Origin of the sequence: Psychroflexus lacisalsi (genome assembly GCF_020164495.1) — a bacterium.
Classification (GTDB): Bacteria; Bacteroidota; Bacteroidia; order Flavobacteriales; family Flavobacteriaceae; genus Psychroflexus; species Psychroflexus lacisalsi.
This window is the reverse complement of sequence record NZ_JAIQYZ010000001.1, coordinates 908,702-933,283: the sequence shown is the minus strand read 5'-3', so window position 1 is coordinate 933,283 and position 24,582 is coordinate 908,702. Positions and strand designations below refer to the sequence as shown.

At 35.5% G+C, this 24,582-nt stretch carries 22 protein-coding genes; 13 read left to right on the top strand and 9 right to left on the bottom strand.

Going from position 1 to position 24,582, the window contains the following annotated elements:
- The first annotated feature begins 2 nt into the window (after window positions 1-2).
- Window positions 3-731 (top strand): shikimate dehydrogenase family protein, encoded by a 729-nt coding sequence (locus LB449_RS04345; RefSeq protein ID WP_224453850.1) that lies wholly within the window; start codon window positions 3-5, stop codon window positions 729-731.
- A gap of 96 nt (window positions 732-827) precedes the next feature.
- Here LB449_RS04345 and ccsA read toward each other — a convergent pair whose 3' ends face one another.
- Window positions 828-4,049 (bottom strand): cytochrome c biogenesis protein, encoded by a 3,222-nt coding sequence (gene ccsA / locus LB449_RS04340; protein ID WP_224453849.1) that lies wholly within the window; start codon window positions 4,047-4,049, stop codon window positions 828-830.
- Between the two features lie 275 nt (window positions 4,050-4,324).
- Here ccsA and LB449_RS04335 point away from each other — a divergent pair, with 275 nt between their 5' ends.
- From LB449_RS04335 to LB449_RS04300, 8 genes are all read left to right on the top strand, one after another.
- The gene (locus tag LB449_RS04335; protein WP_224453848.1) at window positions 4,325-5,071 is read left to right on the top strand and encodes a Rossmann-like and DUF2520 domain-containing protein; all 747 of its coding nucleotides are present in this window, start codon (window positions 4,325-4,327) and stop codon (window positions 5,069-5,071) included.
- Window positions 5,064-5,567 (top strand): KdsC family phosphatase, encoded by a 504-nt coding sequence (locus LB449_RS04330; protein ID WP_224453847.1) that lies wholly within the window; start codon window positions 5,064-5,066, stop codon window positions 5,565-5,567. The genes LB449_RS04335 and LB449_RS04330 overlap by 8 nt, the downstream gene beginning before the upstream one ends.
- Before the next feature lie 18 nt (window positions 5,568-5,585).
- Window positions 5,586-6,479 (top strand): geranylgeranylglycerol-phosphate geranylgeranyltransferase, encoded by an 894-nt coding sequence (locus LB449_RS04325; RefSeq protein WP_224453846.1) that lies wholly within the window; start codon window positions 5,586-5,588, stop codon window positions 6,477-6,479.
- On the top strand, window positions 6,476-7,057 hold the full coding sequence (locus tag LB449_RS04320; RefSeq protein ID WP_224453845.1) for a Maf family nucleotide pyrophosphatase: 582 nt from the start codon (window positions 6,476-6,478) through the stop codon (window positions 7,055-7,057). The genes LB449_RS04325 and LB449_RS04320 overlap by 4 nt, the downstream gene beginning before the upstream one ends.
- Window positions 7,058-7,156: 99 nt before the next feature.
- Window positions 7,157-8,041: a septum formation inhibitor Maf gene (locus LB449_RS04315; RefSeq protein WP_224453844.1), complete on the top strand. Its 885-nt coding sequence runs from the start codon at window positions 7,157-7,159 to the stop codon at window positions 8,039-8,041.
- A gap of 4 nt (window positions 8,042-8,045) precedes the next feature.
- Window positions 8,046-8,594 carry a mechanosensitive ion channel domain-containing protein gene (locus LB449_RS04310; protein ID WP_224453843.1) on the top strand — a complete coding sequence of 183 codons (549 nt, stop codon included), beginning with the start codon at window positions 8,046-8,048 and terminating at the stop codon, window positions 8,592-8,594.
- Window positions 8,595-8,657: 63 nt separating this feature from the next.
- A complete protein-coding gene (locus tag LB449_RS04305) occupies window positions 8,658-11,138 on the top strand; it encodes a PIG-L family deacetylase (RefSeq protein WP_224453842.1) in 2,481 nt (826 codons plus the stop codon).
- Between the two features lie 124 nt (window positions 11,139-11,262).
- Window positions 11,263-12,960 carry a sodium:solute symporter gene (locus LB449_RS04300; RefSeq protein WP_224453841.1) on the top strand — a complete coding sequence of 566 codons (1,698 nt, stop codon included), beginning with the start codon at window positions 11,263-11,265 and terminating at the stop codon, window positions 12,958-12,960.
- Between the two features lie 20 nt (window positions 12,961-12,980).
- On the opposite strand, the gene LB449_RS04295 is transcribed toward LB449_RS04300, so the two are convergent.
- Window positions 12,981-13,823 (bottom strand): DUF2911 domain-containing protein, encoded by an 843-nt coding sequence (locus LB449_RS04295; protein ID WP_224453840.1) that lies wholly within the window; start codon window positions 13,821-13,823, stop codon window positions 12,981-12,983.
- 129 nt (window positions 13,824-13,952) lie between these two features.
- Here LB449_RS04295 and kdsA point away from each other — a divergent pair, with 129 nt between their 5' ends.
- The gene (gene kdsA, locus LB449_RS04290) at window positions 13,953-14,771 is read left to right on the top strand and encodes a 3-deoxy-8-phosphooctulonate synthase (RefSeq protein ID WP_224453839.1); all 819 of its coding nucleotides are present in this window, start codon (window positions 13,953-13,955) and stop codon (window positions 14,769-14,771) included.
- On the opposite strand, the gene xseB is transcribed toward kdsA, so the two are convergent.
- Genes xseB through LB449_RS04270 form a run of 4 tightly spaced genes read right to left on the bottom strand, consistent with a single transcriptional unit; the run spans window position 14,768 to window position 18,094 of the window.
- Window positions 14,768-14,986, bottom strand: coding sequence for an exodeoxyribonuclease VII small subunit (gene xseB, locus LB449_RS04285; protein WP_224453838.1), 219 nt, complete (start codon window positions 14,984-14,986; stop codon window positions 14,768-14,770). The genes kdsA and xseB overlap by 4 nt on opposite strands.
- Window positions 14,973-16,373, bottom strand: coding sequence for an exodeoxyribonuclease VII large subunit (xseA, locus tag LB449_RS04280; protein ID WP_224453837.1), 1,401 nt, complete (start codon window positions 16,371-16,373; stop codon window positions 14,973-14,975). The genes xseB and xseA overlap by 14 nt, the downstream gene beginning before the upstream one ends.
- 2 nt (window positions 16,374-16,375) lie before the next feature.
- Window positions 16,376-16,900, bottom strand: a complete 525-nt coding sequence (locus tag LB449_RS04275) for a DinB family protein (RefSeq protein ID WP_224453836.1) — start codon at window positions 16,898-16,900, stop codon at window positions 16,376-16,378.
- Complete coding sequence (locus tag LB449_RS04270; RefSeq protein WP_224453835.1) at window positions 16,901-18,094, bottom strand: proline dehydrogenase family protein; 1,194 nt, start codon at window positions 18,092-18,094, stop codon at window positions 16,901-16,903.
- 91 nt (window positions 18,095-18,185) lie between these two features.
- On the opposite strand from LB449_RS04270, the gene aroB reads away from it, so the two are divergent.
- Window positions 18,186-19,259 carry a 3-dehydroquinate synthase gene (aroB, locus tag LB449_RS04265; RefSeq protein WP_224453834.1) on the top strand — a complete coding sequence of 358 codons (1,074 nt, stop codon included), beginning with the start codon at window positions 18,186-18,188 and terminating at the stop codon, window positions 19,257-19,259.
- An 18-nt stretch (window positions 19,260-19,277) separates the two neighbouring features.
- Here aroB and trxB read toward each other — a convergent pair whose 3' ends face one another.
- The gene (trxB, locus tag LB449_RS04260) at window positions 19,278-20,261 is read right to left on the bottom strand and encodes a thioredoxin-disulfide reductase (RefSeq protein WP_224453833.1); all 984 of its coding nucleotides are present in this window, start codon (window positions 20,259-20,261) and stop codon (window positions 19,278-19,280) included.
- A gap of 202 nt (window positions 20,262-20,463) precedes the next feature.
- On the opposite strand from trxB, the gene LB449_RS04255 reads away from it, so the two are divergent.
- Entirely contained in the window at window positions 20,464-21,366 is a 903-nt protein-coding gene (locus LB449_RS04255) for a tryptophan 2,3-dioxygenase family protein (RefSeq protein ID WP_224453832.1), read from the top strand.
- Between the two features lie 19 nt (window positions 21,367-21,385).
- Window positions 21,386-21,892, top strand: coding sequence for a hypothetical protein (locus tag LB449_RS04250; RefSeq protein ID WP_224453831.1), 507 nt, complete (start codon window positions 21,386-21,388; stop codon window positions 21,890-21,892).
- A gap of 1 nt (window position 21,893) precedes the next feature.
- On the opposite strand, the gene LB449_RS04245 is transcribed toward LB449_RS04250, so the two are convergent.
- Together LB449_RS04245 and menD are read right to left on the bottom strand one after the other, a co-directional pair.
- Window positions 21,894-22,733: a CvfB family protein gene (locus tag LB449_RS04245; protein ID WP_224453830.1), complete on the bottom strand. Its 840-nt coding sequence runs from the start codon at window positions 22,731-22,733 to the stop codon at window positions 21,894-21,896.
- 51 nt (window positions 22,734-22,784) lie between these two features.
- Window positions 22,785-24,542: a 2-succinyl-5-enolpyruvyl-6-hydroxy-3-cyclohexene-1-carboxylic-acid synthase gene (menD, locus tag LB449_RS04240; RefSeq protein ID WP_224453829.1), complete on the bottom strand. Its 1,758-nt coding sequence runs from the start codon at window positions 24,540-24,542 to the stop codon at window positions 22,785-22,787.
- Between the last annotated feature and the right edge of the window lie 40 nt (window positions 24,543-24,582).

Here is a 24,582-nt window from a genome sequence, read left to right as displayed (position 1 = left end):
ACATGACAACATACGGACTAATAGGGAAAAATATAGATTATTCTTTTTCAAAATCATATTTCAATACCAAATTTCACAATGAGGCTATCAAAGCTAAATACATCAATTATGATATTGACGACATCAAGGAAATAAAACAGATTGTCAATAACTCGATTGAATTAGCAGGGCTGAATGTTACTATACCTTACAAAGAAAAGGTAATTCCATACCTAGATGAAATTGATTCACAGGCGGAACGCATCGGTGCCGTAAATACAATCAAGATTGAGAATAAAAAATTGATTGGCTACAACACTGATGTTTTTGGATTTACAAAATCCATTTTCTCACTTATTGCACCAAACCATGAAGCAGCTTTAATATTGGGAACCGGTGGTGCTGCTAAAGCAATTAGGCATGCATTAGTGTCAATGGGATACCATATCAATCTTGTTTCCAGAGATAAAGAAAAAGGAGATTATACCTACGAGGAGTTAACTTCAGATATCATAAAAAATCATCAACTTATCGTGAATTGCACACCTCTTGGAACACATCCGGATGTGAATCAATTTCCACCAATACCATTCGAATTTATTGATGAAAGACACCTTCTTTATGATCTGATCTATAATCCTTCAATAACAAATTTTCTTGCCCAAGGCAAAGAAAAAGGAGCTCAGATTATCAATGGAGAGCAAATGCTTATTGCTCAGGCTGAAAAAGCATGGGAGATTTGGAATGAATGAAAGATCAAATCCTCCCCTAATCCCTCCCAGAAGGGGAACTTTAATCTTAATAAAATTCCCTTTCCTTTGAAAATGACCATAGATTAGCTTTACTTATTAGTAAAACTTCTTGTACTTGTATCTAGCAGCAATACCAAGTAAAACCCATGCTACTAAAGCTATAATAATAAATTGGTAACTGATAATTTGATCACCACTAGCGTAAGAATGCAGACCTGTCAGATAAAAATTAACTCCAAAGTAGGTCATCAATATAGACCCGAAAGCCAAAACTGCTCCCCAATTGAAGGCGAAAAGACCTCGTAGTCCTGGAACTAAACGCATGTGAATAACAAAGGCATACACGAAAATACTGATTAATGCCCAAGTTTCTTTTGGATCCCAGCCCCAGTATCTACCCCAACTTTCATTGGCCCATTGACCACCTAAGAAATTACCTATAGTCAACATTACTAAACCAACCGTAAGTGCTAATTCATTAATGATGGTTAACTCTTGAATATTGAGCTTCATTTTCTTGAAGTTTGACTTATTCGTCGCGATAATCAAAATGAGAGAAACTAAACCAATTATGGCTCCCAATGCAAACGGACCATAACTTCCTACAATAACAGCCACATGAATCATTAACCAATAAGAATCTAAAACAGGTTGCAAATTACCAATGCTTGGATCTAACCAGTTCCAGTGCGCTACCATAAGTATAATGGAAGTTACAAAGGCAGTAGACCCCATCGTCAGATCACTTTTACGTCCAAACGCCAAACCAAAAAACATGGTAGCCCAAGCCACATAAATCATGCTTTCATATGCATTACTCCAAGGAGCATGTCCTGAAATATACCAACGCGCAGCAAGTCCAGCAGTGTGAGCAATAAATAAAATAATGAGAAAAACTTTACTCGTGATAATTACATATTTATTGAGCTTATTTTCTTTAAAAATTCTCATGATTACAAATACGATCATGATCAAACTCACGTAAAGATACAGTTGGAAAAGGATATTGAAAATATCAATTTTATTATAAAGAATTTCAGCTTTCACCTTGTCTTCAGCTGGCATAACTTCTTCGCCATACTTTTTTTGAAATGACTTAAGACTTAAAAGCAGTTCATTTGATTGTTCATAATCGCCTGTTTGCCTAGCACTCCTTAAGGACTGCATGTAGAGTGGTAAGATTTGCTTAGTGTAAAGCGTATCAACACCAGTAAAATATCTTTCCTCATCGAGCTCTGTAAAAGCTACCCACTTATTATTCGGATGATCTGGTATCGGGAATATTTTGAATTGCTTGCCAAGTAAAGTATTGTATATCAAATTCACCTTTTCATCTGCGGTGATAAAGTCTTTTTGAAATTGATTTGGGACAGCTGCTTTGTATGCGTCGTCCAGATACTTTCCTAGTTTATATTCTGCAGTTTTAGGTTCGAAAAAATCAGTTAAAGAAACGTATTCTATTTCTTCTTTAACACCAAGAACATGATGTAAACTGTCATTTTTAGCCTTAATTGAAATAAGAGGTGCCGAATACCAGATATTGGGATTCTCCACCATTGAAAGCAAAACCTGATCACTATTCAATTCATTATACTCATCTTTTTTACCAAGTTTTCTAAGTAACTCCGAAGAATACGTATTGATAGGTTTCATTCTACCACCATAATCTTGGATGATAAGTTTACCAAATTTGGCAGCATGCTTCTTGTCTACTTTATTGGCCTGAATCATTTTGATGACCTTGTCATAATCGACTTCAGGAATCATTTCATGTCCGTGATCCACATTTGCTATGCTATCTTGAGCTTGGTTAGGCTCCTCAACAACATTACCATTTTGAGTTTGAGCAAAACCAGTCATTCCAAACAACAAAATAAATAAACTAGCTAATTTTGCTTTCTTCTGTTTGATTTTATCTAATTTTTTCCTTAAATCTCCAAATCTCGAACCTCTATCCACCAATATAGCCATCATTCCTAGGTATAATAAAAAGTAACCTATATAAGTTATCCAAGTGCCCCACCAGTCATTGTTTACAGATAAGATGGTTCCTCCTTCATCAGGATCAAAAGAAGATTGGAAAAAACGATAGCCCTTATGGTCTAAAACATGATTCATATAAATATCATAAGGATAAGAATTGCTGCCATCTACAACTTCCACTTGGCTCATAAAGGACTCATAACTTGGCTGTGGCCTGCCTTCAGTTCCAGGATGCTTTTTAGCGATAAAATCGTTGAGTTTTAAAGCAAATGGGAGTTCTACATCTTTACTGCCATAACTCATATAAACTTCAAAATCACCAACACTTAGTTTTTTCATATCCATCTGATAACCTTTGCCTCCAAGCAATCCTAATTTTTTAGTTTCGCCGTTGGCGGTCACTTGAACGAAAATACCATCAGGATCATTTTTGGTTACCATTTCTTTTTGAACTAAATCGTATCGTCCCTTGATTGCTGGATCGGGAATCACAAACTGCATTCCTCCAACGTTATATAAAGATCGCAATTGTAAATCCTGAATAGAATCTACAGTCAGCTGTCCCTTCTCCTGATCAGCCATTCGCATCCAGTCCCCTTCAAATGGTGAAGTGATGGTAAAACCTACCTCATTATTCCCTACTATATTGATGGCTCCATCTGTTTGTTTATTGAAAGCAAATAGAATATTATGAATATTGGCAACTTCACCAGCTTTCAAAAAGTGATCATGTCTATTGCCTTCTCCAGCTTCAACAATCTTAAGGAAATAGTCTCCTGTTTCGTCTTCTACAACTCCTTCTTCTGCACCCTGAATAAATTCAAGAAATTCTATTTTAACTGGCGTTCCATTGTAATCTGTCTTAATCGTTTTTCCCGCAGTGATCGCAGGTCCAAGATTAATATTGAAATCTTGCTTTTTTCGCAAAGGTTCTCCATCAATCTCACCATCGATAAAAGTTGACAAATAAGTTTTCTCTGAAAGCATTGTATTTTCAACTTCACCTTCCCGAATTGGCATAATACCTTCTTCTCCAATGTAACGTGTCACCCAAGCACCTACTAAAATCAAGATGAATGATAAGTGAAGTAGTAGCGTGGTCCATTTCTTTTTCCGCAACAATTTATATCTGAAGATATTCCCAATGAAGTTGATGACAAAAAATACCATAATCACCTCAAACCACCAGGCGTCGTATATCCATTCTCTGGCGGTAACAGTTGTGTAAGAATTTTCAATAAAAGTACCAACACCCATAGCAACCGCATAAATGATAAAAAGTACTGCCATCAATCGTGTTGAAAACAATATATCTTTGATTTTTTTCTCTAGCATAGTTTCTTAAATAGGAACTGCAAAGATACTCAATACAAGAGGATTTTTAAAGTATAGACCTGGTTACGAACGTTGAAGTTGTGTTAATTAAAAACTCTAAAATCCAAATACTTGATGTTAATATTTTAAATAGTTATCAACGCTAAAGATTAAAGTTTAATTACACCATTTTCTTTTAAGAATTACTGTAAATATTAATTATGGGATTCTTAAGTTTCTATTTTAGAATTAAAAATGAACACTACCTTTGTTTGAGAGAATTAAACTTACAGTGAATGTTTTCAATAGTCATTTTAGGAACAGGCAATGTGGCTACCCACATGTTTCAGGCGTTTCAAGCTTCAGGTGAATGCTCTGTGATTCAGGTTTATAATCATCAACCTGATTCTTTGCAAACCTTTGGAAAATTTACAGCAACGACAACAAATTTATCCGAACTAGAACAAGCAGATTTATACTTACTTTGTTTAAAAGACGATGTCATCGAAGCTGTGGCAAACCAAATTGAAACAAATTCTGGAATTATTGCACACACTTCTGGAAGTCAATCTATAATGAAATCAGCTGATTCCGGAGTCTTCTACCCGCTTCAAACGTTTTCTAAAGGTTCTAAACTAGGTTATTCTAAAATTCCAATATGTCTGGAGGCAAATTCAGAAGAAAATTTGAAAATTCTGAAAGCTATTGCAAAATGTATTTCTACAGAAATTTTTGAAATTAATTCTACTCAACGTCAAACTTTACACCTCTCCGCAGTTTTCGTTTGCAATTTCACCAATCACCTCTACTCTATTGGAGAATCGATTTGCAAAGAAGATGACATGCCTTTCGACATTTTGAAAGCACTGATACAGGAAACTTCGAAAAAGATTGAGTCCAATTCTCCTTCCGATGTTCAGACCGGCCCTGCTATCAGGAGAGATCAAAGCACGATTAAAAGGCACTTGGGTCAGTTAAATAATAAAACACATAAAGATATTTATCAACTTCTTACACAATCAATTATACAAAAGCATGACTAATTATAAAGAATTACTTAATAACATCACCACATTTGCCTTCGATGTGGACGGCGTGTTCACTAATGGTTCTCTACAAATATCTACCTCTGGGGACCTTATAAGAACCATGAATGTTAAGGATGGCTTCATCGTAAAAGAAGCCCTGAAAGCAGGATACGAAATTATTGTTATTTCTGGTGGAACTAATGAAATGGTAAGGACCCGACTCAGAGATTTGGGCGTGACCAACATTCACCTGGGGGTTGCAGACAAAGTTGAATGTCTGGAAGAGTTTATAGACGTTTATGGCATTAAACCCGAACACGTAGCCTACATGGGAGATGATATTCCTGATATTTACCCGATGAAAATGGTTGGCTTGGCCACCTGTCCACAAGATGCAGTACCAGAAGTAAAAGCTATTTCAGATTATGTTTCTCATAGAAAAGGTGGAGAAGGTTGTGTGAGAGACCTTATAGAGCAAGTGCTAAAAACTCAGGGGAAGTGGAAGTTTTAAGCACAAATCGATAGGCTTATGCATATTCTCAATCTTATAAGATGGAAAAATTTACTGCTCTTAATATTTACTGCAGGACTTATAAGATTTGCTCTGGTGCCAGGTTTTGGGATCCCGATAGAATTGAACCTTTTTCATTACAGTCTCCTCGCTCTATCTATAGTTTTAGTCGCTTCTGGAGGAAATATCATCAATGACTTTTTTGATGTAACCACCGACAGCATCAACAAACCAGATAGACTAATTATTGATCAACTAATACACAGAAAACAGGCCTTAAGACTTTATTTCGTATTAAATGTTTTTGGGCTAGGAATTGCATTCTACCTATTTATCATACAGCCATTTGAACAAATTTGGCTGGTGTTTTACATCATTATCTTCTCTCCACTTGCCCTTGCCGCCTACTCCATCTGGTTGAAGCGCATTGCCATTTTAGGAAATTTACTCGTAAGTTTATTGGTAGGATTAAGCTTGTTTTGTTTGGGAATAGCTTTAGTAGATGAGGCTAATCATCCTGTAGCTTTTTTTACATTGGTAGTTTACTCTCTTCTTGCTTTCCTTCTTAATTTTTGCAGGGAACTCATTAAAGACATAGAAGATGTAAGAGGTGACTATTTTTGTCATATGAAAACCCTTCCTATTTTGATAGGGAAAAAACGAAGTAACTACGTTATATTCGGGATGCTATCCTTCACAATTTTAGTTTTACTTTCGATAGTTTTGGCTTATTTCCTAAACCTCAATATTCTAATATTCTACGTGTTTACACTTATAATTTTACCGCTGATATTGATTTCAAAAAAAACCTTGGAAGCAGAATCTGCAAAGGATTACAGAAAAATTAGTTTCAATTTAAAACTTGTATTTTTAACCGGGCTCTGCTCCATGCTAACATTTTTAATTTTATGATTTTAGACAATTTGAAGGACAAAGAAGTTATTTTAGCTTCAGGATCACCAAGGAGACAAGAAATTCTCAAATCTATTGGTGTCGATTTTAGGATCGAACTTCGCTCTGTTGATGAAATTTTCAGTGAAAAACTAAGGCACCATGGAATTAGTGATTACCTGGCAGAACTAAAAGCAGATCAATTTAATATTTTAAAAACCAATCAAATTTTAATCACCGGTGACACTATAGTTTGGCATAATAACAAAGCACTGAACAAGCCAGGTAATCCCGAAGAGGCTTATCAAATGCTGAAATCCCTATCAAACACTTCTCACGAAGTCATCTCTTCTTTTTGCATCAAGACTGTTGAAAAAACTGAAACCTTTTTTGATTCTGCTGAAGTCAAATTCAAGCCACTCACCGACGATGAAATTTGGCATTATATCAACAACTACTCTCCTTTCGACAAGGCTGGAGCTTATGGCATACAAGAATGGATTGGCCAGATTGGCATTTCAGAAATAAAAGGCTCTTTCTATACGGTCATGGGATTTCCCATTCATTTGGTTTACGAGAAGCTTTCCAAAATCTTATAATCTAGGAGAAGTTCAAATTATTTGCAATAGAAATATTTTTTAAATTAGAGTTTTTCAATTAAGGACTAGAACTCTCTATGAGGAATTAAAATAAAACTTATGAAATACATTCTAATCTTATTATTTGTTGTCACTTACAGTTGCAAGACAGAACCTCAACCCGAGTCTAAACCTCATGCAGATGGTGAGCTGCGAAATTTATCTGAAACCTTTAAGTCTTATTGGTATGATGGTAAAGCAGAACTTACAAGTTACGAACTTGAATTTTACCGCTATGGCGAAAAACGAAATGGAAAAGCCATGATGATCTTTGTTACAGAAGATTTTCTGCCTGAGACTCAGGTCAAAGCCAACTCAAAATCAAACCAAACTGTTTCAGTAATGAAACTGAATTCCACAAAAAAATTCAATACTGGAATTTATCCTTACAGCGTTATGCAAAGTACTTTTTTGCCTTTGGAAAAGGAAACCCCAGTTCTGAAAATCACTTCAAGCGTTCAGGAATGGTGCGGACAATCCTATGCCCAACTCAATCACAAAAAAGATTTCGAACTGGAAACTCATTCTTATTTTGAAGGTGAAGCAGATTCAAGTTTCAGGATAAAACCAACACTGTCTGAAAACCAACTGTGGATACAATTAAGAATAAATCCAAAACAAATAAAGCCTGGAAAGCACAAACTATTCCCTGACTTTTCTTTCCTTCAACTTAATCACAAAGAGATCAAAGCTTATGAGGCACTTATAGATCAAACTGAAGCTAAATACATTCAAACCACTATTAATTATGATAATCTTGGAAGGATACTTAAGATCTATCAAGAAAAAACCTTCCCTTTTGCTATTGAAAAATGGGAGGAAATTGAAATTAATAAGGCGGATACACTGATTTCTACTGCAAAGAAAATTAAAACGCTTAAAACCAAATACTGGCAGCAAAACTCCAACAAATATTTACATTTGCGCGATAGTTTAAGCTTATAACTTCATGATAAAAGACATTTTTTTTGAATACGAATATCAAATCATCTGGACTACTGTCGTAGTGGTTGGATTACTGCTGTTGAGATTAGGACTCAAACAATCTGCAAAACGTATTGCCAAAAGAGATGAGCTTAACTTTGCAAGAACCAGACTTATTTTCAAATACATAAATGTTCTGGTATCCTTCATAGCTTTGTTCTCTTTACTTCTTATTTGGGGTGTGGAAGTTCACGAGCTTACCCTGATTTTCTCCTCTGTTTTTGCGGTTATAGGAATTGGTCTTTTTGCTGTATGGTCAATCTTAAGTAATATCACTTCAGGAGTCATCATGTTTTTTTCCTTTCCTTATAAAATTGGAGATAAAATTAAAATTCACGACAAGGATTCGCCAATAGACAATGTCATTATTGAAGACATAAAAGCTTTTCAATTACATCTAAGAACAGATAAAGGTGAATTAGTGACTTATCCTAACAATCTATTCTTACAAAAACCAGTGACATTGCTCAAAAAAGATGCTTTACTGGAACGGGATGAAAATATAGATCGTTAAAAAGCATTGAAATAGTTCTGTATTAACCATTGAGGCTAGTATATTTGATTAAAAATTTTTGAAATGATAAGATCTATTGTCTGCAGTTTTTTAATTCTAATAAGCTACTCTTCATATGCACAAGCACCGGACAAACCGTCTTCATCAGAAATTTTCCAAAACCTTAAAGAACTAAACTTTCTAGGAAATGTCCTTTATATCGCTGCTCATCCAGATGATGAAAACACAAGCTTAATCACTTATTTTTCTAAAGAAGTTAATGCTAAAACTACCTACCTCTCTTTAACAAGAGGTGACGGAGGACAAAATCTTATAGGTCCTGAACTTGGTGAAGAGCTAGGTATTATTCGAACTCAAGAACTGCTCAATGCTAGAGAAATTGACAATGGACGACAGTGGTTTTCCAGAGCTATAGATTTTGGATATTCTAAAACCCCAGAAGAGACTCTAAAGATTTGGGATAAAGAAAAAATTCTTTCAGATGTCATATGGGCCATCAGAAAACACCGACCAGATGTGATAATTAATCGTTTTGACCACAGGACTTCTGGCAGTACGCATGGTCACCATACCTCGTCAGCGCTTTTGAGCATGGAAGCTTTCAGCCTTGCAGGAGAAAAAGATCAGTTTACTTCTCAGCTCGATTATGTAGAGCCTTGGTCTCCAAAACGTAGCTTTTTTAATACCTCCTGGTGGTTTTATGGCAGTCAGGAAGCTTTTGAAAAAGCTGATAAATCCAATTTTATCGAATTGGAAATTAATAAATACTACCCACTCGAAGGCTTATCCAATAATGAAATTTCTGCTTTAAGTCGGAGTCAGCATAAGTCTCAAGGATTTGGGAATACTGGTTCTCGTGGTGATAAAGTTGAATACATTGAACTGATCAACGGAGAATCTATTGATGGGAATAATCCTTTCGCTGGAATAGACACCTCCTGGAACCGAATACCTGAAGGGAAAAACATTGGTGAAATTTTATACCAAGTAGAAAAAGACTATGATTTTAAGCAACCGTGGAAAGTTGTTCCAGAATTATTGAAAGCTAAAAAATTGATAGATAGAATCAATGATAAATTCTGGAGAGAACAAAAAAGTGAACAGATAAAGTCAGTGATTACGGCCTGTCTTGGTCTTTTTGTAGAAGCAAAAAGTGAGCTAGCTTACGCTACACCAGGTGATATTTTGGATTTGGAATTTGAAATTATCAATCGTAGCCCCACAAATATTCAATTGAAGTCAATTTCTCATTCAGGTCAGGAGATTGATATCAACTCAACTCAACTGAAAAATAATAATGACTACAAATTTTCAAGTCAGTTAGAATTAAATTCAGAAGAGAGTTTCACAACGCCATATTGGCTTGAAAATAAGGCTGAGCTAGGAATTTATACTGTAAATGATCAAAACCTAATAGGTTTACCAGAGACTCCAAAACCGATTCTATTCAACTTCGAATTTGATATTAACGGAGAAGCTTTTGCTCTTACCAAACCTCTTATCTTTAAGTATAATGATCCTGTAAAAGGGGAAGTTTATCAGGATTTTGAAATCCTACCTGAAGCTTCTCTTAGCCTGAAGGAATCCGTTTACATCTTCAAAAATTCAAGTCAAAAAACAATAGATGTTGATGTGAAGGCCTATGCTGATAATTTAAGTGGAAAACTTGAATTGAATAGTTCTGAAAATTGGGACATCTCCCCAAAATTTCATAACGTCAGTTTAACAAATAAAGGCGAAAGTAAAACTTTTTCGTTTCAAGTCACACCAAAGTCATTTGGGGAAGTGAAAGTAAAACCTATTTTAAAACTAAAAGATAAAACTCTTTCCTATAAAGTTTCTACGCTAGATTATGACCATATCGGAACTCATAATATTATTGAAGAATCTTCTGCTCAGTTCGTTAATCTTGATATAAAAATCAGTAATAAAAAGATTGCTTACATCCATGGAGCAGGTTCAAGTGTTGCTGCAAATCTTGGAGATCTTGGCTTTAATATTGAAGAATTTTCACCTGAAACGATTTCTGAAGAATTATTGAAAGACTTTGATGTGGTTATCATGGGAATTAGAGCTTACAATATTTATGATGTATTAGCTTACAAACAGGATATCTTGTTTGAGTTTGTTGAAAATGGTGGAACCATGATTGTTCAGTATAATACTAACCGAGGCCTAAAAACTAAGAATGTTGCTCCATTTCCAATGCGAATTTCTCGTGATCGAGTAACAGAGGAAAAAGCAAAAGTAAGATTTATCAATCCAGAACATCCTGTTCTTAATTTTCCAAACAAAATAGCACAAGAAGATTTTGAAGGCTGGGTCCAAGAACGCGGCTTATACTTTCCGGATCAATGGTCTGATAACTTGACCTCTATTTTATCAATGAATGACAAAAACGAATCTCCCAAACAAAGCAGCATTTTAGTAGGCAAGTATGGGAAAGGTCATTATGTTTACACAGGCTTAAGTTTTTTTAGAGAGCTACCTGCAGGAGTAGCAGGAGCTTACAAATTGATGGCCAACTTAATTTCGATAGAATAGTATGTCTGAAAAGCCTGAAAAATACGTTTGGAAATCTGCCTACACTTGGATTCTTATCTGTAATGCGATTTATATTCTTGGCTTTTATATTTTCATGAATTGGTTTCAAAATTAAAACAGATTCATGGACACTTTAGACTTTATCATTTTGTTTGCGACTCTTGCTTTTATCGTTATCTACGGGAGTCTGAAATCCAGGAAAAACGCCAATGTAGATGATTTCATAAAGGGCGGAAATAAATCTCGGTGGTGGACTGTTGGTCTGTCTGTTATGGCAACCCAAGCCAGTGCCATCACGTTTTTATCGACTCCTGGCCAGGCGTTTCACGACGGGATGGGTTTTGTTCAGTTTTATTTTGGTCTACCCATTGCAATCATTATTATTTGTTTGGTTTTCCTTCCAATTTACCACAGGCTCAAAGTTTACACGGCCTATGAGTATTTAGAATCCCGCTTCGATCTAAAAACTAGAAGTCTTACTGCTGGTCTGTTTTTAACACAAAGAAGCTTGGCAGCTGGGATTACCATCTATGCACCCTCAATCATTTTGTCTGCAGTTTTAGGATGGAACCTGTTTTATCTTAACATAATGATCGGGATATTAGTCATCATTTACACGGTGACTGGAGGAACACAGGCGGTCAATGTTACTCAAAAGCAACAAATGGCAGTAATTTTTCTTGGTTTAATCACTGCTTTCATGCTAATATTCTCCTACTTGCCGGACGAGATAACCTTCAACAAAGCAATGAAAATTGCTGGAGCAAATAATAAACTAGATGTGTTGGATTTTTCTTTCAACTTTGATAACCGCTATACATTTTGGAGCGGCATCATTGGCGGGAGTTTTTTGGCTTTATCCTATTTCGGGACAGACCAAAGCCAGGTACAAAGGTACTTGTCAGGAAAAAGTCTACGAGAAAGTCAGATGGGTCTAATTTTCAATGCCATCTTAAAAGTGCCTTTGCAGTTTTTCATTTTACTCATTGGTGTAATGGTTTTTGTGTTTTATCAATTCAACTACTCCCCCATCAATTTCAATCCAGCAGCCAAAGATGCCGTTACAGCTTCGGAATATAAATCTGAATTTGAAGCTTTAGAGTCACAACTCATTAGCATTCAGGATAAAAAAACAACCTTAGCCAATCAATTTGCTAATGAATTATCTACTGCAAAAAGTGATAATTTACAAACACAACTCAGTCAACTAAACGCTGAAGAAGTTGAATTGAGAGATGAGGCTAAAGCCATCATTACGAAAGTGGATGAAAAAATTGAAACCAACGATAAAGACTACGTGTTTATCCATTTCATCATAAATAATTTACCAAAAGGTCTGGTTGGATTGTTGCTAGCCGTCATCCTTTCAGCGGCTATGTCATCTACAGCATCCGAATTGAATGCCTTAGCTTCTACAACAACTATCGATTTGTATAAAAGGAATAAGAAAGGAGCTATGAGTGATAAGCATTATGTCAACTCTACCAAGCTATTCACTTTAGGCTGGGGGATTTTTGCAATTATATTCGCCTGTACAGCCAGCCTATTTGACAACTTGATTCAGTTGGTCAACATTATTGGTTCTATATTCTATGGTAACGTTTTAGGCATTTTTCTATTGGCATTTTTTATCACTTACGTAAAAAGCCGCGCCGTGTTTATTGCAGCCATACTCACACAAATCATTGTAATCATTGGCTATTCTGAAGATTGGATGCCTTATTTATGGTTGAATTTATTTGGTTGCGCCCTTGTGATTGGCATTGCTATTCTGATACAATTTTTCACAAAAAAACCGACTCAAAATATTGAATCGGTGTAGAAATATGAAAATACTTTTTATTATTTAGCTCCCCATTCTTTTAATGAATCTTCATTCATTTTTATGTAATCTGCATTACCAGCTTTTTTCGCTCCAGCTAATGAAGCCTTTGCAGTCTCAATAGCTTTATCCTTTTTCCCATTGGCAGCATAGATAAGTGATTGCTGTCTTAGCATCCAATATGGTTTATTTTCGAACATTTCCATACCTTTTTCCATCCATTCCTCAGCTTGGGCTAGGTCTTTATTTGCACTTAAATAGTAAATAGCAGAATTGAAATAATCGTTTGCAGAAGGGCCATCCATAACTGAGTTGATATTCGACATTACGAGTTCATCTGTTGGAAAATCGATTGGAACTTCTACCATTGTTTTCTCCCAGGATATCTTCAGATGGGCTTTTTCCAAATTGATATTGTCAAAACCTATGGTAAAGGTTTCTACATGGTGGTTTAGAGTTTTTGTGGGAACATTGATCATTGCAACTACTGCATCCTCGTTCCAGGTTACTGGCAATCCCCAGTTGTCAATGTCCTCATAAAAAAAGACATCCCAGCTGTCTTTTTTTGGAATACTAAAAACTGCATAGCTTCCTGCAGTAAGCAGTTGACCTTGAACTTCCACATCATCTGAAAAAGTAATAATTGTGTTTTCGTTAGCACCAGTTCGCCATTTTTTATCGAATGGTACAAGTTCCCCAAAAACCACTCTTTCGTTGGCTGATGGTCTAGAATAAGCAACCATAACTTCTGAAAGGCCAACATTTTGGGTTAAAGTAGAGTTAGGACTGGGTTGAGGAGTTTCAATTTGTGAATATGCAAAAACTGAAAATACCAATGTAAGTACTGTAAAAATTGTTTTCATGTCTGAATCTGTATTTAAATTTATTTATTCTGAAAGATAAGAATTTAAGTAGATCAAAAATCTGACATCTTGAAAAATAGTAATGGAATAAGCTTTTCTAAATACTTATCTTTGTGAAAAATTTTCAAAATGGATCTAAATCTTATTCCAAAGTTAAAACATAATAATTCTTCCAACTTTTTTCTTCTTGCTGGTCCTTGTGCCATTGAGGGTGAAGAAATGGCTTTAAAAATAGCTGAGCGAATTGTCAAAATAACTGACAAACTGGAAATTCCTTTTGTATTTAAGGGTTCTTTCAAAAAAGCAAACCGAAGCAGGATAGACAGTTTTACAGGAATAGGTGATGAAAAGGCACTTAAGATTCTTGAAAAAGTAAGTAATACATTTGATGTGCCTACAGTGACAGATATCCATCAGGAAAGCGATGCTGCGATGGCCGCTGCTTATGTAGATGTTTTACAGATTCCAGCGTTTTTGGTAAGACAAACCGATCTTTTGGTAGCTGCAGCAGACACTGGAAAGGTGGTAAATCTTAAGAAAGGACAATTTATGAGCCCTGAAAGCATGCAACACGCTGCTCAAAAAATAAAGGATTCTGGAAATAATAAAGTGATGATTACTGATCGTGGAACTATGTTTGGTTACCAGGATTTGATTGTTGACTTCAGAGGGATTCCTACGATGAGACGTTATGCTTCAACAGTTCTGGATGTTACGCATTCTCTGCAACAGCCCAATCAATCTTCTGGAGTGACTGGCGGAAGACCGGAAATGATTGAAACCATTGCCAGAGCAGGAATTGTAAACAACGTCGATGGTCTATTTATAGAAACTCATTTTGATCCTAGTTCTGCAAAAAGTGATGGAGCTAATATGCTTGACCTGGAATTGCTGGAAGGCCTGTTGACAAGACTGGTTAAAATCAGAAAAACCATCAATCAGTTTTAGTCCTCTTTTTCTTCATTGAGATCAATCATATCATCCAAAGCGGAGTTAACTTCAGTCTCCGTTTTGGTAAGGATATTTTTACAAAATTTAATCAACTCTGAAGCCCGCTTTACTTTTTTTGTAAGCTCGTCTACAGAAACGGAATCGTTTTCTATATCAGAGACTATGATTTTAAGTTCTTGTAAAGCGCTTTCGTAGCTTTCAGTTTTTTTCATTAGGTTCAATTTTTATAACATTACTTTCAGCATAACCGTCTGCAAATATCGTTTTTAATCGATCCCCAGGTTTTAGTTCTGTCGAAGATTTTATAATTCTATCGTTTACCAAATTCAAAGTATATCCACGCTGGAGTAAACGCTCTGGAGATAAAAGATTGAGTGTGGAGGATAAGTGATTTAAGTATTGATATTGATTTTTAATTTTATTTTTTGACTCTTTATCTAAAGTCCTGGATATCAGGACTAAGTCCTGGTCTTGTTTCTGAAACTTTTGTTTGGAAAGCCAGCTAAGTTGATAACTAGAGCGAGACAGACCATCGAGTTTTGCTTTCAAAAGGGAAGGAATCGTGGATTTGATACGTTGCCTTTGCTCCTTCAGATTATATCTATGATTTTGTAAAAGAATATTGACTTGTGTTTTAAATTCCTGATGTTGATGCTTTAGGTCTAGCTGTTCTTCTTTCAGTTTGAATTTAACTAAACTTTGGATTTGCAAATTCAGGTTTTTGAGCTCAACTAGGCGTTCCTGAAATATTTTGATGAAAAAATAAGCCACATCTGTAGGGGTGATTTTATTAGCGTAAGTCACCATTTCTACAAGGGTTTCATTGGTAGAATGTCCTATTCCAGAAATCACTGGTAGTGGAAACCTTGCTACTTTGGAAGCTAGTACAAAACTATCGTAGCAACTGAGTCCCACGTCTCCTCCTCCACCTCTTATAATAGTGACCACGTCAAACTCTTTTTTCCTGCTTTCAATACATTCCAAGGCTTCTGCTATGGAGGTTATGGCTTTATCTCCTTGTAATAAAGCAGGGAATAGTTCTATTTCAAAATTTAAATAAGAATAAGATTCAGTGATGATATTTATAAAGTCCTGATAACCTTTGCTTGTTTGTACAGAAATGACAGCTATACGCTTTGGAATTTTCGGGAAATTGAGCGATTTATTTAAGTCAAAAATTCCCTCTGCCTTAAGGCGTTTAAGACTTTCTAGTTTTTCTTTTGCCATTTCACCGAGTGTGAAGCTAGCATCAATATCCAGAATGTTGAGGGAAAAACCGTAATTAGGATGATAATTGACTTTGGTTAAGATCAACACCGTCATGCCTTCAGCAATTGGTTTTTTGGTAATCTCCTCAAACTGCTGAGCTATGCGCTTGTATGTATCGGCCCAAATTGTAGCTCGCATTTGAGCTAAAACCTGTCCGTTTTGCTTTTCTACAAGATCTGGATAACAATGCCCGCTTTTGGTATAGGCGTTTAGTTTGGCAATTTCGGTTTTGATCCAGTAGGGCTTGTTGTAATGGGTTGTAATCATCCTCTGCAAACTTCGGCCGATGTCCAAAAGTGTAAAAACAGAAGTTTTAGAAGTGGAAGACATTTTTATTTTTTGAGATAGCGTTCTTTAATAATATGAATGTGGTGCTTCTGGTGTCCACACAAAATGAATGGAATAACCCTTACAGAAAACGGTCCACCGCTAGCCTGCCCTGTATGGGTCAGCACCTTATTATCAAAACTTTTATAAAGAAGAATACTCGAGGACCTGACTATTTTAAATTCCTCCAATAAGTCATCCATAGATCGCTGATTTGAAAAGCAATGTTCTGCGTAATAATTTTCATCATAGCCTGGAAGCTCTGTAAAATCTTCTCTTGCAAACCTTAAGGCGCGATTGACAAAAATACGCTCAGTGTCTATAAGATGCTGAAGAATCTGTTTTGGAGTCCACTTTTCTGGTTCATAGCGAAATTCATGTTTATCTAAAGGAATAGAATTAAAAAAGTCAATTAACTCGCTTTGCTGTTCTAGGGCTTCAAAAAGTATTGTTTTTGAAGAAACCCTATTAAGATATAAATCATAATAGGGTTTGTATTCTTTATTTGAAATATCTTGTTTGCTTGTCATTTATTCAACACGTTTTACATATTGACCATCTCTTCTGTGTTTTTCTTCTCTAAGTAAAGCCAGTTCCCTTCCGGTTTGACCTTGTACTGAAGAATTTTCCTGAGCTCTTCTGATTAAGTAAGGAATTACATCTTTAATGGGCCCAAATGGCATAAGCTTTATGGCATTGGCATTTTCTCTACCAAGATTGAAACTGATGTGATCACTCATGCCATATAGCTGACCGAACCAAATTCTATCGTCCGATAAGTGAAGATCTTTCTGACTCATCAATTGAAGAGCCATATAACTACTCACCTCATTGTGTGTCCCTATAAACTGTGAAATATCGTTAACATTGTCAATGCAGTAACACATCACCGCATTAAAGTTGACATCTGTTGCTTCCTTATCTTCACAGATTGGTGTTGGATAACCATGCTTTTTTGCTCTTGCATTTTCTTTCTCCATATACGCTCCGCGCACAGTCTTAAAACCAAGCTTAAACCCTTCTTCCTGTGCTCTTTCGTGAATAGCTTTTACATAGGACAAACGATCCCAACGGTAACATTGTAAAGTATTAAATATGATCGCTTTTTCTTTGTTGAATTTTCTCATCATATCCTCAATGAGATTATCTGCAGCATCTTGCATCCAGCTTTCCTCGGCATCAATAAGAAGCTTGGTGTCATTATCATAAGCTGCCTGGCAAACCTTTTCAAATCTGACCTTTATTCTACCCCATTCTGCTTGTTCCTCATCGGTAAGAGTATCATTTGCAGTAACTTTTTCCCAAATTTCAAAACGGCCCAGACCTGTAGGTTTGGCAACAGCAAATGGAATTTCTTTCACACCTGAAGCATATTTTATAATTTCAATTTTGGTGTTTGCAGCTTTATCAAACTCTTCCTCAGATTCTTTACCCTCTACTGAATAATCCAAAACAGTGTAGACATTTTCTTTATGCATTTTTTTGACAAGAGGCATACAATCATCTTGACTTACTCCTCCGCAAAATTGTTTGAAAATCGTCGCCTTAACCAAAGGTTCTATAGGAAGTTTTATATTGAGTGCAAAGTTTGTTAAAGCTGTAGAAACAGGAACAAAATATGGCACATTCATCATTGAAAAAAGAAACAATGCACGTTTTAAATCTTCATCAGATTTTAAAACAAAGGCATGTTTTGTGTCGTTAAATATTTTAGTGTCGATCATAGTTTTTAAATGTGGTCAAATATAGTTATTGATGTAGTATTTTTGCATATTCAGTAGTCAATTCTAATAATCTTAACACAGCTAATAAAGGATGAACACCCTACAATTAGAAACTTACAAGATAGCTTTTCAAGATACAGCTTACATCGAGTTAAATGAACTCATCAAATCTCAATCTTATTCTTCACTATTTATTTTGGTAGACTCCAATACTCATGAGTTTTGTTCTAAATTCCTTTCAGAAAAAATTGAAGCTGATGTCAATATAGAGTGGATTGAAATCGAACCAGGAGAAGAACATAAAACCCTACAAACATGTAACGAAATATGGAAAACACTTTCTGAAAATGGTGCAGACAGAAAATCTTTACTTATTAATCTTGGTGGTGGCATTGTAACAGATATTGGAGGGTATGCTGCTTCCTGTTTCAAAAGAGGTATCGACTTTGTTCATATACCTACCACATTACTTGGAATGGTTGATGCTGCTATTGGCGGAAAAAACGGTGTAAATCTAGATAGTTTAAAAAATCAAATTGGCATCATAAGACCTCCAAAATTGGTCATGGTTGACGTTGGTTATTTGGCCACACTTCCTCAAGAAGAAATGAGAAGTGGTCTTGCCGAAATGCTTAAACATGGATTGATTGCCAATGCAGACGACTTCTTTGCTTTTGAAGATTTGTCTCAGTTTCAGGTGGAGAAATTACCTGAACTAATTCGAGACTCTATAAAGGTGAAAACAAAAATCTCTGAAAAAGATCCATTTGAAAACGGACTCAGAATGGCTCTCAACTTCGGACATACTTTAGGGCATTCGATAGAATCCTATCATATGGAGTCTTCAGAAAAAACAAAATTACTACATGGAGAGGCTGTTGCTATTGGTATGATCTTAGCCTTAAAATTATCTGTTGAAGTTCTTGAATTCGATAGCGTAAAATGTGATAAAGCGAGTCAGGTTATAAAAACATATTTCAAACCTGTTGAATTTTCAGATAACGACATCTCGAATATAAAAACATATCTAAAGCACGATAAAAAGAACTCTGCTGGTAATATTAATTTTGTTCTACTGGAAGATATTGGTCAGCCAAAGATCAATTGTAAAGTAAGTGATGACCAAATAAAAAAGGCTTTTGCGTATTACAAAAGCCTTTCGTAGCATTTATTTTCGTGTAACCTAACTTAACGCAGCTTGTGGTTCTGAGCGTTCAATTGACTCTGAATTTGCTAAATAGCGTTCTGCATCCAAAGCTGCCATACATCCGGTTCCTGCTGCAGTAATTGCCTGACGGTAAACTTTATCTTGAGAATCTCCACATGCAAACACACCTGGATAATTGGTATTTGTAGTTTTTGGTTTGGTAATAATGTAACCTACATCATCCATATCCAAATATCCTTTAAATATGTCGGTATTTGGTTTATGTCCAATTGCAATAAACAAACCTGTGATCTTAATTTCGTCTTTCTCTCCAGTTTTACTGTTTACAATTCTCAAACCTTCAACAACCTGATCTCCTAAAACTTCATCAACTTCACTGTGATAGCGTAAATCGATATTTTTAGTATTCTTTACTCTATGTTGCATCGCTTTTGATGCTTTCATTTCTCCTTTTCTTACTAACATGGTCACTTTCGTACAAATATTGGCTAGGTACGTTGCCTCTTCACAGGCGGTATCTCCACCACCAACAATAGCAACATCCTGTCCTTTGTAAAAGAATCCATCACAAACCGCACAGGCAGAAACCCCTCCGCCTCTTAAACGTTGCTCACTTGGTAAACCAAGATATTTTGCAGAAGCACCAGTAGAAATTATCACTGTTTTGGCCTCAACCCAAGTTTTATTGTCTATTTGTGCTTTATGTATACCACCAACTTTATCTGACAATTCAACTTTGGTCACCATACCTATTCTGACATCGGTTCCAAAACGCTCAGCTTGTTGTTGTAACTCAACCATCATCTTTGGTCCATCAATTCCATCTGGGTAACCAGGGAAATTGTCAACCTCTGTTGTGGTTGTAAGTTGGCCACCTGGTTCCATTCCTGTATAGATAACGGGATGCATATCTGCTCTTGCTGCATATATCGCTGCGGTATATCCAGCAGGTCCTGAACCTATGATGAGACATTTTATACGTTCTATATTCTCTGACATAACTTTTAATTTTAAACAAAGATAACAAGTTTTTTAGGATACTTATAGATGATTAAATTCCTTGTTAACATATAACTATAACAAGATCTTATTAAAAATGAGTAGTTATGTTTGAACTAAAATTGGAAATTAAGTTTACTTAAATATTAAAGACAATAATAAACTTGACTTATTTTAATAAATTTGAGTAAAATCTTACCAGATGAATAATGAGCTTTTAAAGCAGCTTGAAGAAAAATATAAAGCCCTTGGAGAAAATCCCGATAATTATCTCAAAGGACTTCTTTATACAAAACCAGTAAACTATTGGGATTATATTGAGGTTGATACTCTTTTATCTTTACAAAAACCTAAAACCAATTTTGAAGACGAAACTGTATTTATTGTTTATCACCAAATTACAGAACTTACTCTTAAGCTCATGATCCATGAGATCAAACAACTTTTAAGAATTAAAACCTTTCATACGGAAAGTTTTTTTATTGAAAAAATAAGAAGACTTGTAAGATACACGGATATGCTCATTACTTCATTTGAAGTAATGACTGATGGTTTAAATTATGATGACTACAATAAATTCAGAATGTCACTTACTCCGGCTAGTGGAATACAAAGTGCTCAATTTCGATATTTAGAGATAATGTGCACACCCGTTTTAAATCTCGTTAACAAAGAAGGACATAAGAGGCTTTCTAAACAACCTTCTATGGATGAAATTTTTGAAAACATCTATTGGAGAGACGCAGGTTATAATAGAGAAACTGGCAAAACCTCTCATACTCTAATGGCTTTTGAACAAAAATACTTAGAAAGTTTCAAAGACCTTACTGCAGAAGTAGCTGGAAATACTGTCTGGGAGCAGTTTCAGAAATTTGAAAAGCCTTCCGATAATTTAATTTTTAGAATGAGGGATTTTGATCATCAGTATAATGTCAAATGGCCCAAAACTCATCTCAATACAGCAAAAAAATATTTAGAGAAAAAAGGAGAAACTAAAGAAGGTACCGGAGGATCTCCATGGAAAAAATACCTTCATCCCAAACACCAACAGCGCAGTTTTTTCCCTGGCTTATGGAAAGATCTAGAAATCTTAGATTGGGTATAATATTTGCTATTTTTGTAATATGAACGCATTGAAAGTTATTTTTAGTTTCATCCTGATACTGAGCTTTTCTAAAATTAAAGCTCAAACTGACTTTGAAATTTTCGAGGTTAGATCTATTGTTTCATTAAGTCTTAACTCCGACCCTTTCAGCGTTCTTACACTAGGAAAAGAATTCAATCTACCAGAAGTGAATATTTTTAAAGATAAATTCGCAGAACGTCCAGAAGTAAACATGGTAGCAGCTGCAAATAGAAAGGCCTACAGAGCTCAACAACAGCAAGAACAGCAATTCTCTTTTGTAGAAAGACAGTCGGCTATGTTTGGTAACTTTAAACCAAAGTTTGATAATACTTCTACATCTCCATGGTCACCCTCTTACCATCAGCAGCCCATTTATTCCGATCTCAATCGCATAAAGAATTCGGCTTATGAAGATCTTGGTGACAAATTTAGCAGAATGTCTCCATTTTATCAACTTTCACCATACAGAAGAAGTTCAAGACCAATGTTTTACCTGAGCCGGTAGATTACTTTGTAAGAAAAATTCCAACGCCATTTTCAATAGTAATTTGACGCTCTTTGTATAAAGTACCAATTGCTTTTTTGAAAGCCTTTTTACTTAGATGGACAGTATCATAAATCAACTCAGGTTTGGATTTATCATGTAATGGTAGAAAGCCGTCTTCGGTTGCTTCCAATACTTCCATGACTTTTTGGGCATTTGGCTCAATACCTCTATAACCAGGACGCTGCAGAGAAACATCAATCTTATTATCAGGTCTTATTTTTTTAATGATACCTTTAAGACGATCCCCAGTTTTCAAATCTTGAAAAACCTCATCTTTGTAGAGTAATCCAATATGGATTTCATTAATGATTACATTATAACCCATTTCTGTTGGGTTAGTTACGATTAAATCCACATCATCAAAGTGCTCCACCGTTAAAATTGAATTATCAACAAATTTATTAACGCGACTTGAAGCCACAAGACGATTGGTTTGCTCATCCAGGTAACAAAAAATAAGATATTGCTCTCCTTTCAGCATTTTATAAGCTTGCTCCATGTGCGGAACAAAAAGATGTTTTTCTAGTCCCCAATCCAGAAAAGCTCCAAAATCATTGCTATCTACACAAGTGAGATAAGCAAATTCGTCTAGCATTACTTTTGGCTCCAGCGAAGTAGCTACAGGACGCTCATCAAAATCCAAGTAAACAAACACCTCAAGCTCATCTCCAATTTCAAAATGACTTGGTTTGTATTTGTTGGGAAGAAGAACTTCATCTCCAGCTTCATTTTTTAAAAATAATCCAGGAGGGGTATCTCTATCAATAGTTAAGGTATGCTTTACGCCTAAGTCTAACATTCAAAAATAATTTAGAATGCAAAAGTAATCAAATTTAAAATTGAAACTGACTTAGTTTGAAGTGGACTCTGTTGTTTTAAAATTTAAAACCGACTGGAAGTCAATATGCTTTCTCAGATAGTCAAAATACCCAAGAAGCACTTTATCATTTTCCAATCTTGGTGTGAAGATTTCGATCAATTGTGGAGATCTATTTCTTTTAAAAAATAAAGGTAATTCTCTGTCAACATCCACTAAATCATGCGCTACTGTATACTGTAATTGATACATCTCACACAGTTGTTTGGCGTTGAGGTTATGCGTAGTTTCAAAATAATTGGCAAAATAGTCTTCATCTTTATTTCCAGGAAGTATTCTAAAAATACCACCGCCAGAATTATTAAGAAGAATGATTTTAAAATTTTTAGGAATATAGTTATTCCAAAGTGCATTGGAATCATAGAAAAAACTAAGATCGCCAGTTACCAATGTCGTTGGCTCTTGGCTGGCGACTGCATAGCCAATGGCTGTAGAGGTGCTTCCATCTATGCCACTAGTTCCCCTGTTGGCAAAAGCCTTGATTTCTCGTCTGGAATCAAACAAATTTGCATAACGAATACTGGAACTGTTGGCAAAATGAACTGTTTCATCTTGAGGTAAATGCTCAAATAAACTATAGTAAAAAGCAAAATCAGTAAATCCAATTTCATTTTTATAATGTTTTCTATACAACAGAGTTTTCAATCGAATGGCATTCCAGCTTTCAAAATAGGAAGACTCGATTTTGGTTAGTGATGAATTAGATTTTTCAAAAAAAGAATTGACCGAAGTTTCAAAATGCTGAGTCAAGCAGAAAAAGGTATCATTTGCTTCTCTTGGATCGATATGGAAATGCTTTTTAGGCTGAAATTGTCTTAGAAACTTTTTAATCTTTTTGGATACAATTAATCCTCCAAAGGTAATAAGCATGTCTGGCTGTAGCGCCTCAAATAATTTTTCAGTATTAGCTTCTGACTCGATAGGAGCTAAAATTGAGTCTATATTTGTAAAGAAATTTCTGTCTGATATATTAGAAGTAATTTCAGTCATGACAATAACAGAAGGGTCTTCCGAAAACAGTTCGAGGAAACTTTCATCAATTTTTTCATCCAAATTCACCCCTACTAAAACCAATTTTTTAGACGAAGTATTCCAAGAATTAATAAAATCTGAAACATCGATTTTAGCACTATTTGGTTTCAAAGACGCCAATTTGGGGATTGTAAAATCCAACTGATCTGTTTTATTGTAAAGTGGCTCATCAAAAGGAGCGTTTATGTGGACTGGTCCCTGATTCCATATAGCAGTTTGAAGTGCTTTGTGAGTTTCTTTAGTATTGAAATCTAAAATAGATTGATCTCCAGAATTATGAAAATCAGATTTTAGGTTAGCTGAGTACAAAATATGATTTTTAAAAACATTTGGCTGTCTTATGGTTTGTCCATCTCCGACATCTATTAAGTGCGGAGGCCTGTCTGCAGATATCACTACCAAGGGTAAATTGCTGTAGAATGCTTCTGATACTGCTGGATAATAATTCAATAGCGCTGAACCAGAAGTACAAACCACAGCCACAGGAGCATTGAAACGCTGAGTCATGCCAAGTGCAAAAAAACCAGCACAACGTTCATCAACAATACTGTAGGCATTTATTTTGGGATGATTTGCTAGTGTTATCGTTAAAGGTGCATTTCTGGAACCTGGCGAGATTACTACATGCTCTATGCCATTCAAAACACAAAGTTCGACGATTAGTTGAGCTGTTGGAATGCTAGAATAGATCTGATTCATAATGCTAAAATAAGAGGGGAGATTTCTAAATAGCTATAGT

Bases quoted from the DNA above. Each gene is read 5' to 3' on its own strand.
- LB449_RS04345 (WP_224453850.1), top strand. From the start codon at position 3: ATGACAACATACGGACTAATAGGGAAAAATATAGATTATTCTTTTTCA.
- ccsA (WP_224453849.1), bottom strand. From the start codon at position 4,049: ATGCTAGAGAAAAAAATCAAAGATATATTGTTTTCAACACGATTGATG.
- LB449_RS04335 (WP_224453848.1), top strand. From the start codon at position 4,325: ATGTTTTCAATAGTCATTTTAGGAACAGGCAATGTGGCTACCCACATG.
- LB449_RS04330 (WP_224453847.1), top strand. From the start codon at position 5,064: ATGACTAATTATAAAGAATTACTTAATAACATCACCACATTTGCCTTC.
- LB449_RS04325 (WP_224453846.1), top strand. From the start codon at position 5,586: ATGCATATTCTCAATCTTATAAGATGGAAAAATTTACTGCTCTTAATA.
- LB449_RS04320 (WP_224453845.1), top strand. From the start codon at position 6,476: ATGATTTTAGACAATTTGAAGGACAAAGAAGTTATTTTAGCTTCAGGA.
- LB449_RS04315 (WP_224453844.1), top strand. From the start codon at position 7,157: ATGAAATACATTCTAATCTTATTATTTGTTGTCACTTACAGTTGCAAG.
- LB449_RS04310 (WP_224453843.1), top strand. From the start codon at position 8,046: ATGATAAAAGACATTTTTTTTGAATACGAATATCAAATCATCTGGACT.
- LB449_RS04305 (WP_224453842.1), top strand. From the start codon at position 8,658: ATGATAAGATCTATTGTCTGCAGTTTTTTAATTCTAATAAGCTACTCT.
- LB449_RS04300 (WP_224453841.1), top strand. From the start codon at position 11,263: ATGGACACTTTAGACTTTATCATTTTGTTTGCGACTCTTGCTTTTATC.
- LB449_RS04295 (WP_224453840.1), bottom strand. From the start codon at position 13,823: ATGAAAACAATTTTTACAGTACTTACATTGGTATTTTCAGTTTTTGCA.
- kdsA (WP_224453839.1), top strand. From the start codon at position 13,953: ATGGATCTAAATCTTATTCCAAAGTTAAAACATAATAATTCTTCCAAC.
- xseB (WP_224453838.1), bottom strand. From the start codon at position 14,986: ATGAAAAAAACTGAAAGCTACGAAAGCGCTTTACAAGAACTTAAAATC.
- xseA (WP_224453837.1), bottom strand. From the start codon at position 16,373: ATGTCTTCCACTTCTAAAACTTCTGTTTTTACACTTTTGGACATCGGC.
- LB449_RS04275 (WP_224453836.1), bottom strand. From the start codon at position 16,900: ATGACAAGCAAACAAGATATTTCAAATAAAGAATACAAACCCTATTAT.
- LB449_RS04270 (WP_224453835.1), bottom strand. From the start codon at position 18,094: ATGATCGACACTAAAATATTTAACGACACAAAACATGCCTTTGTTTTA.
- aroB (WP_224453834.1), top strand. From the start codon at position 18,186: ATGAACACCCTACAATTAGAAACTTACAAGATAGCTTTTCAAGATACA.
- trxB (WP_224453833.1), bottom strand. From the start codon at position 20,261: ATGTCAGAGAATATAGAACGTATAAAATGTCTCATCATAGGTTCAGGA.
- LB449_RS04255 (WP_224453832.1), top strand. From the start codon at position 20,464: ATGAATAATGAGCTTTTAAAGCAGCTTGAAGAAAAATATAAAGCCCTT.
- LB449_RS04250 (WP_224453831.1), top strand. From the start codon at position 21,386: ATGAACGCATTGAAAGTTATTTTTAGTTTCATCCTGATACTGAGCTTT.
- LB449_RS04245 (WP_224453830.1), bottom strand. From the start codon at position 22,733: ATGTTAGACTTAGGCGTAAAGCATACCTTAACTATTGATAGAGATACC.
- menD (WP_224453829.1), bottom strand. From the start codon at position 24,542: ATGAATCAGATCTATTCTAGCATTCCAACAGCTCAACTAATCGTCGAA.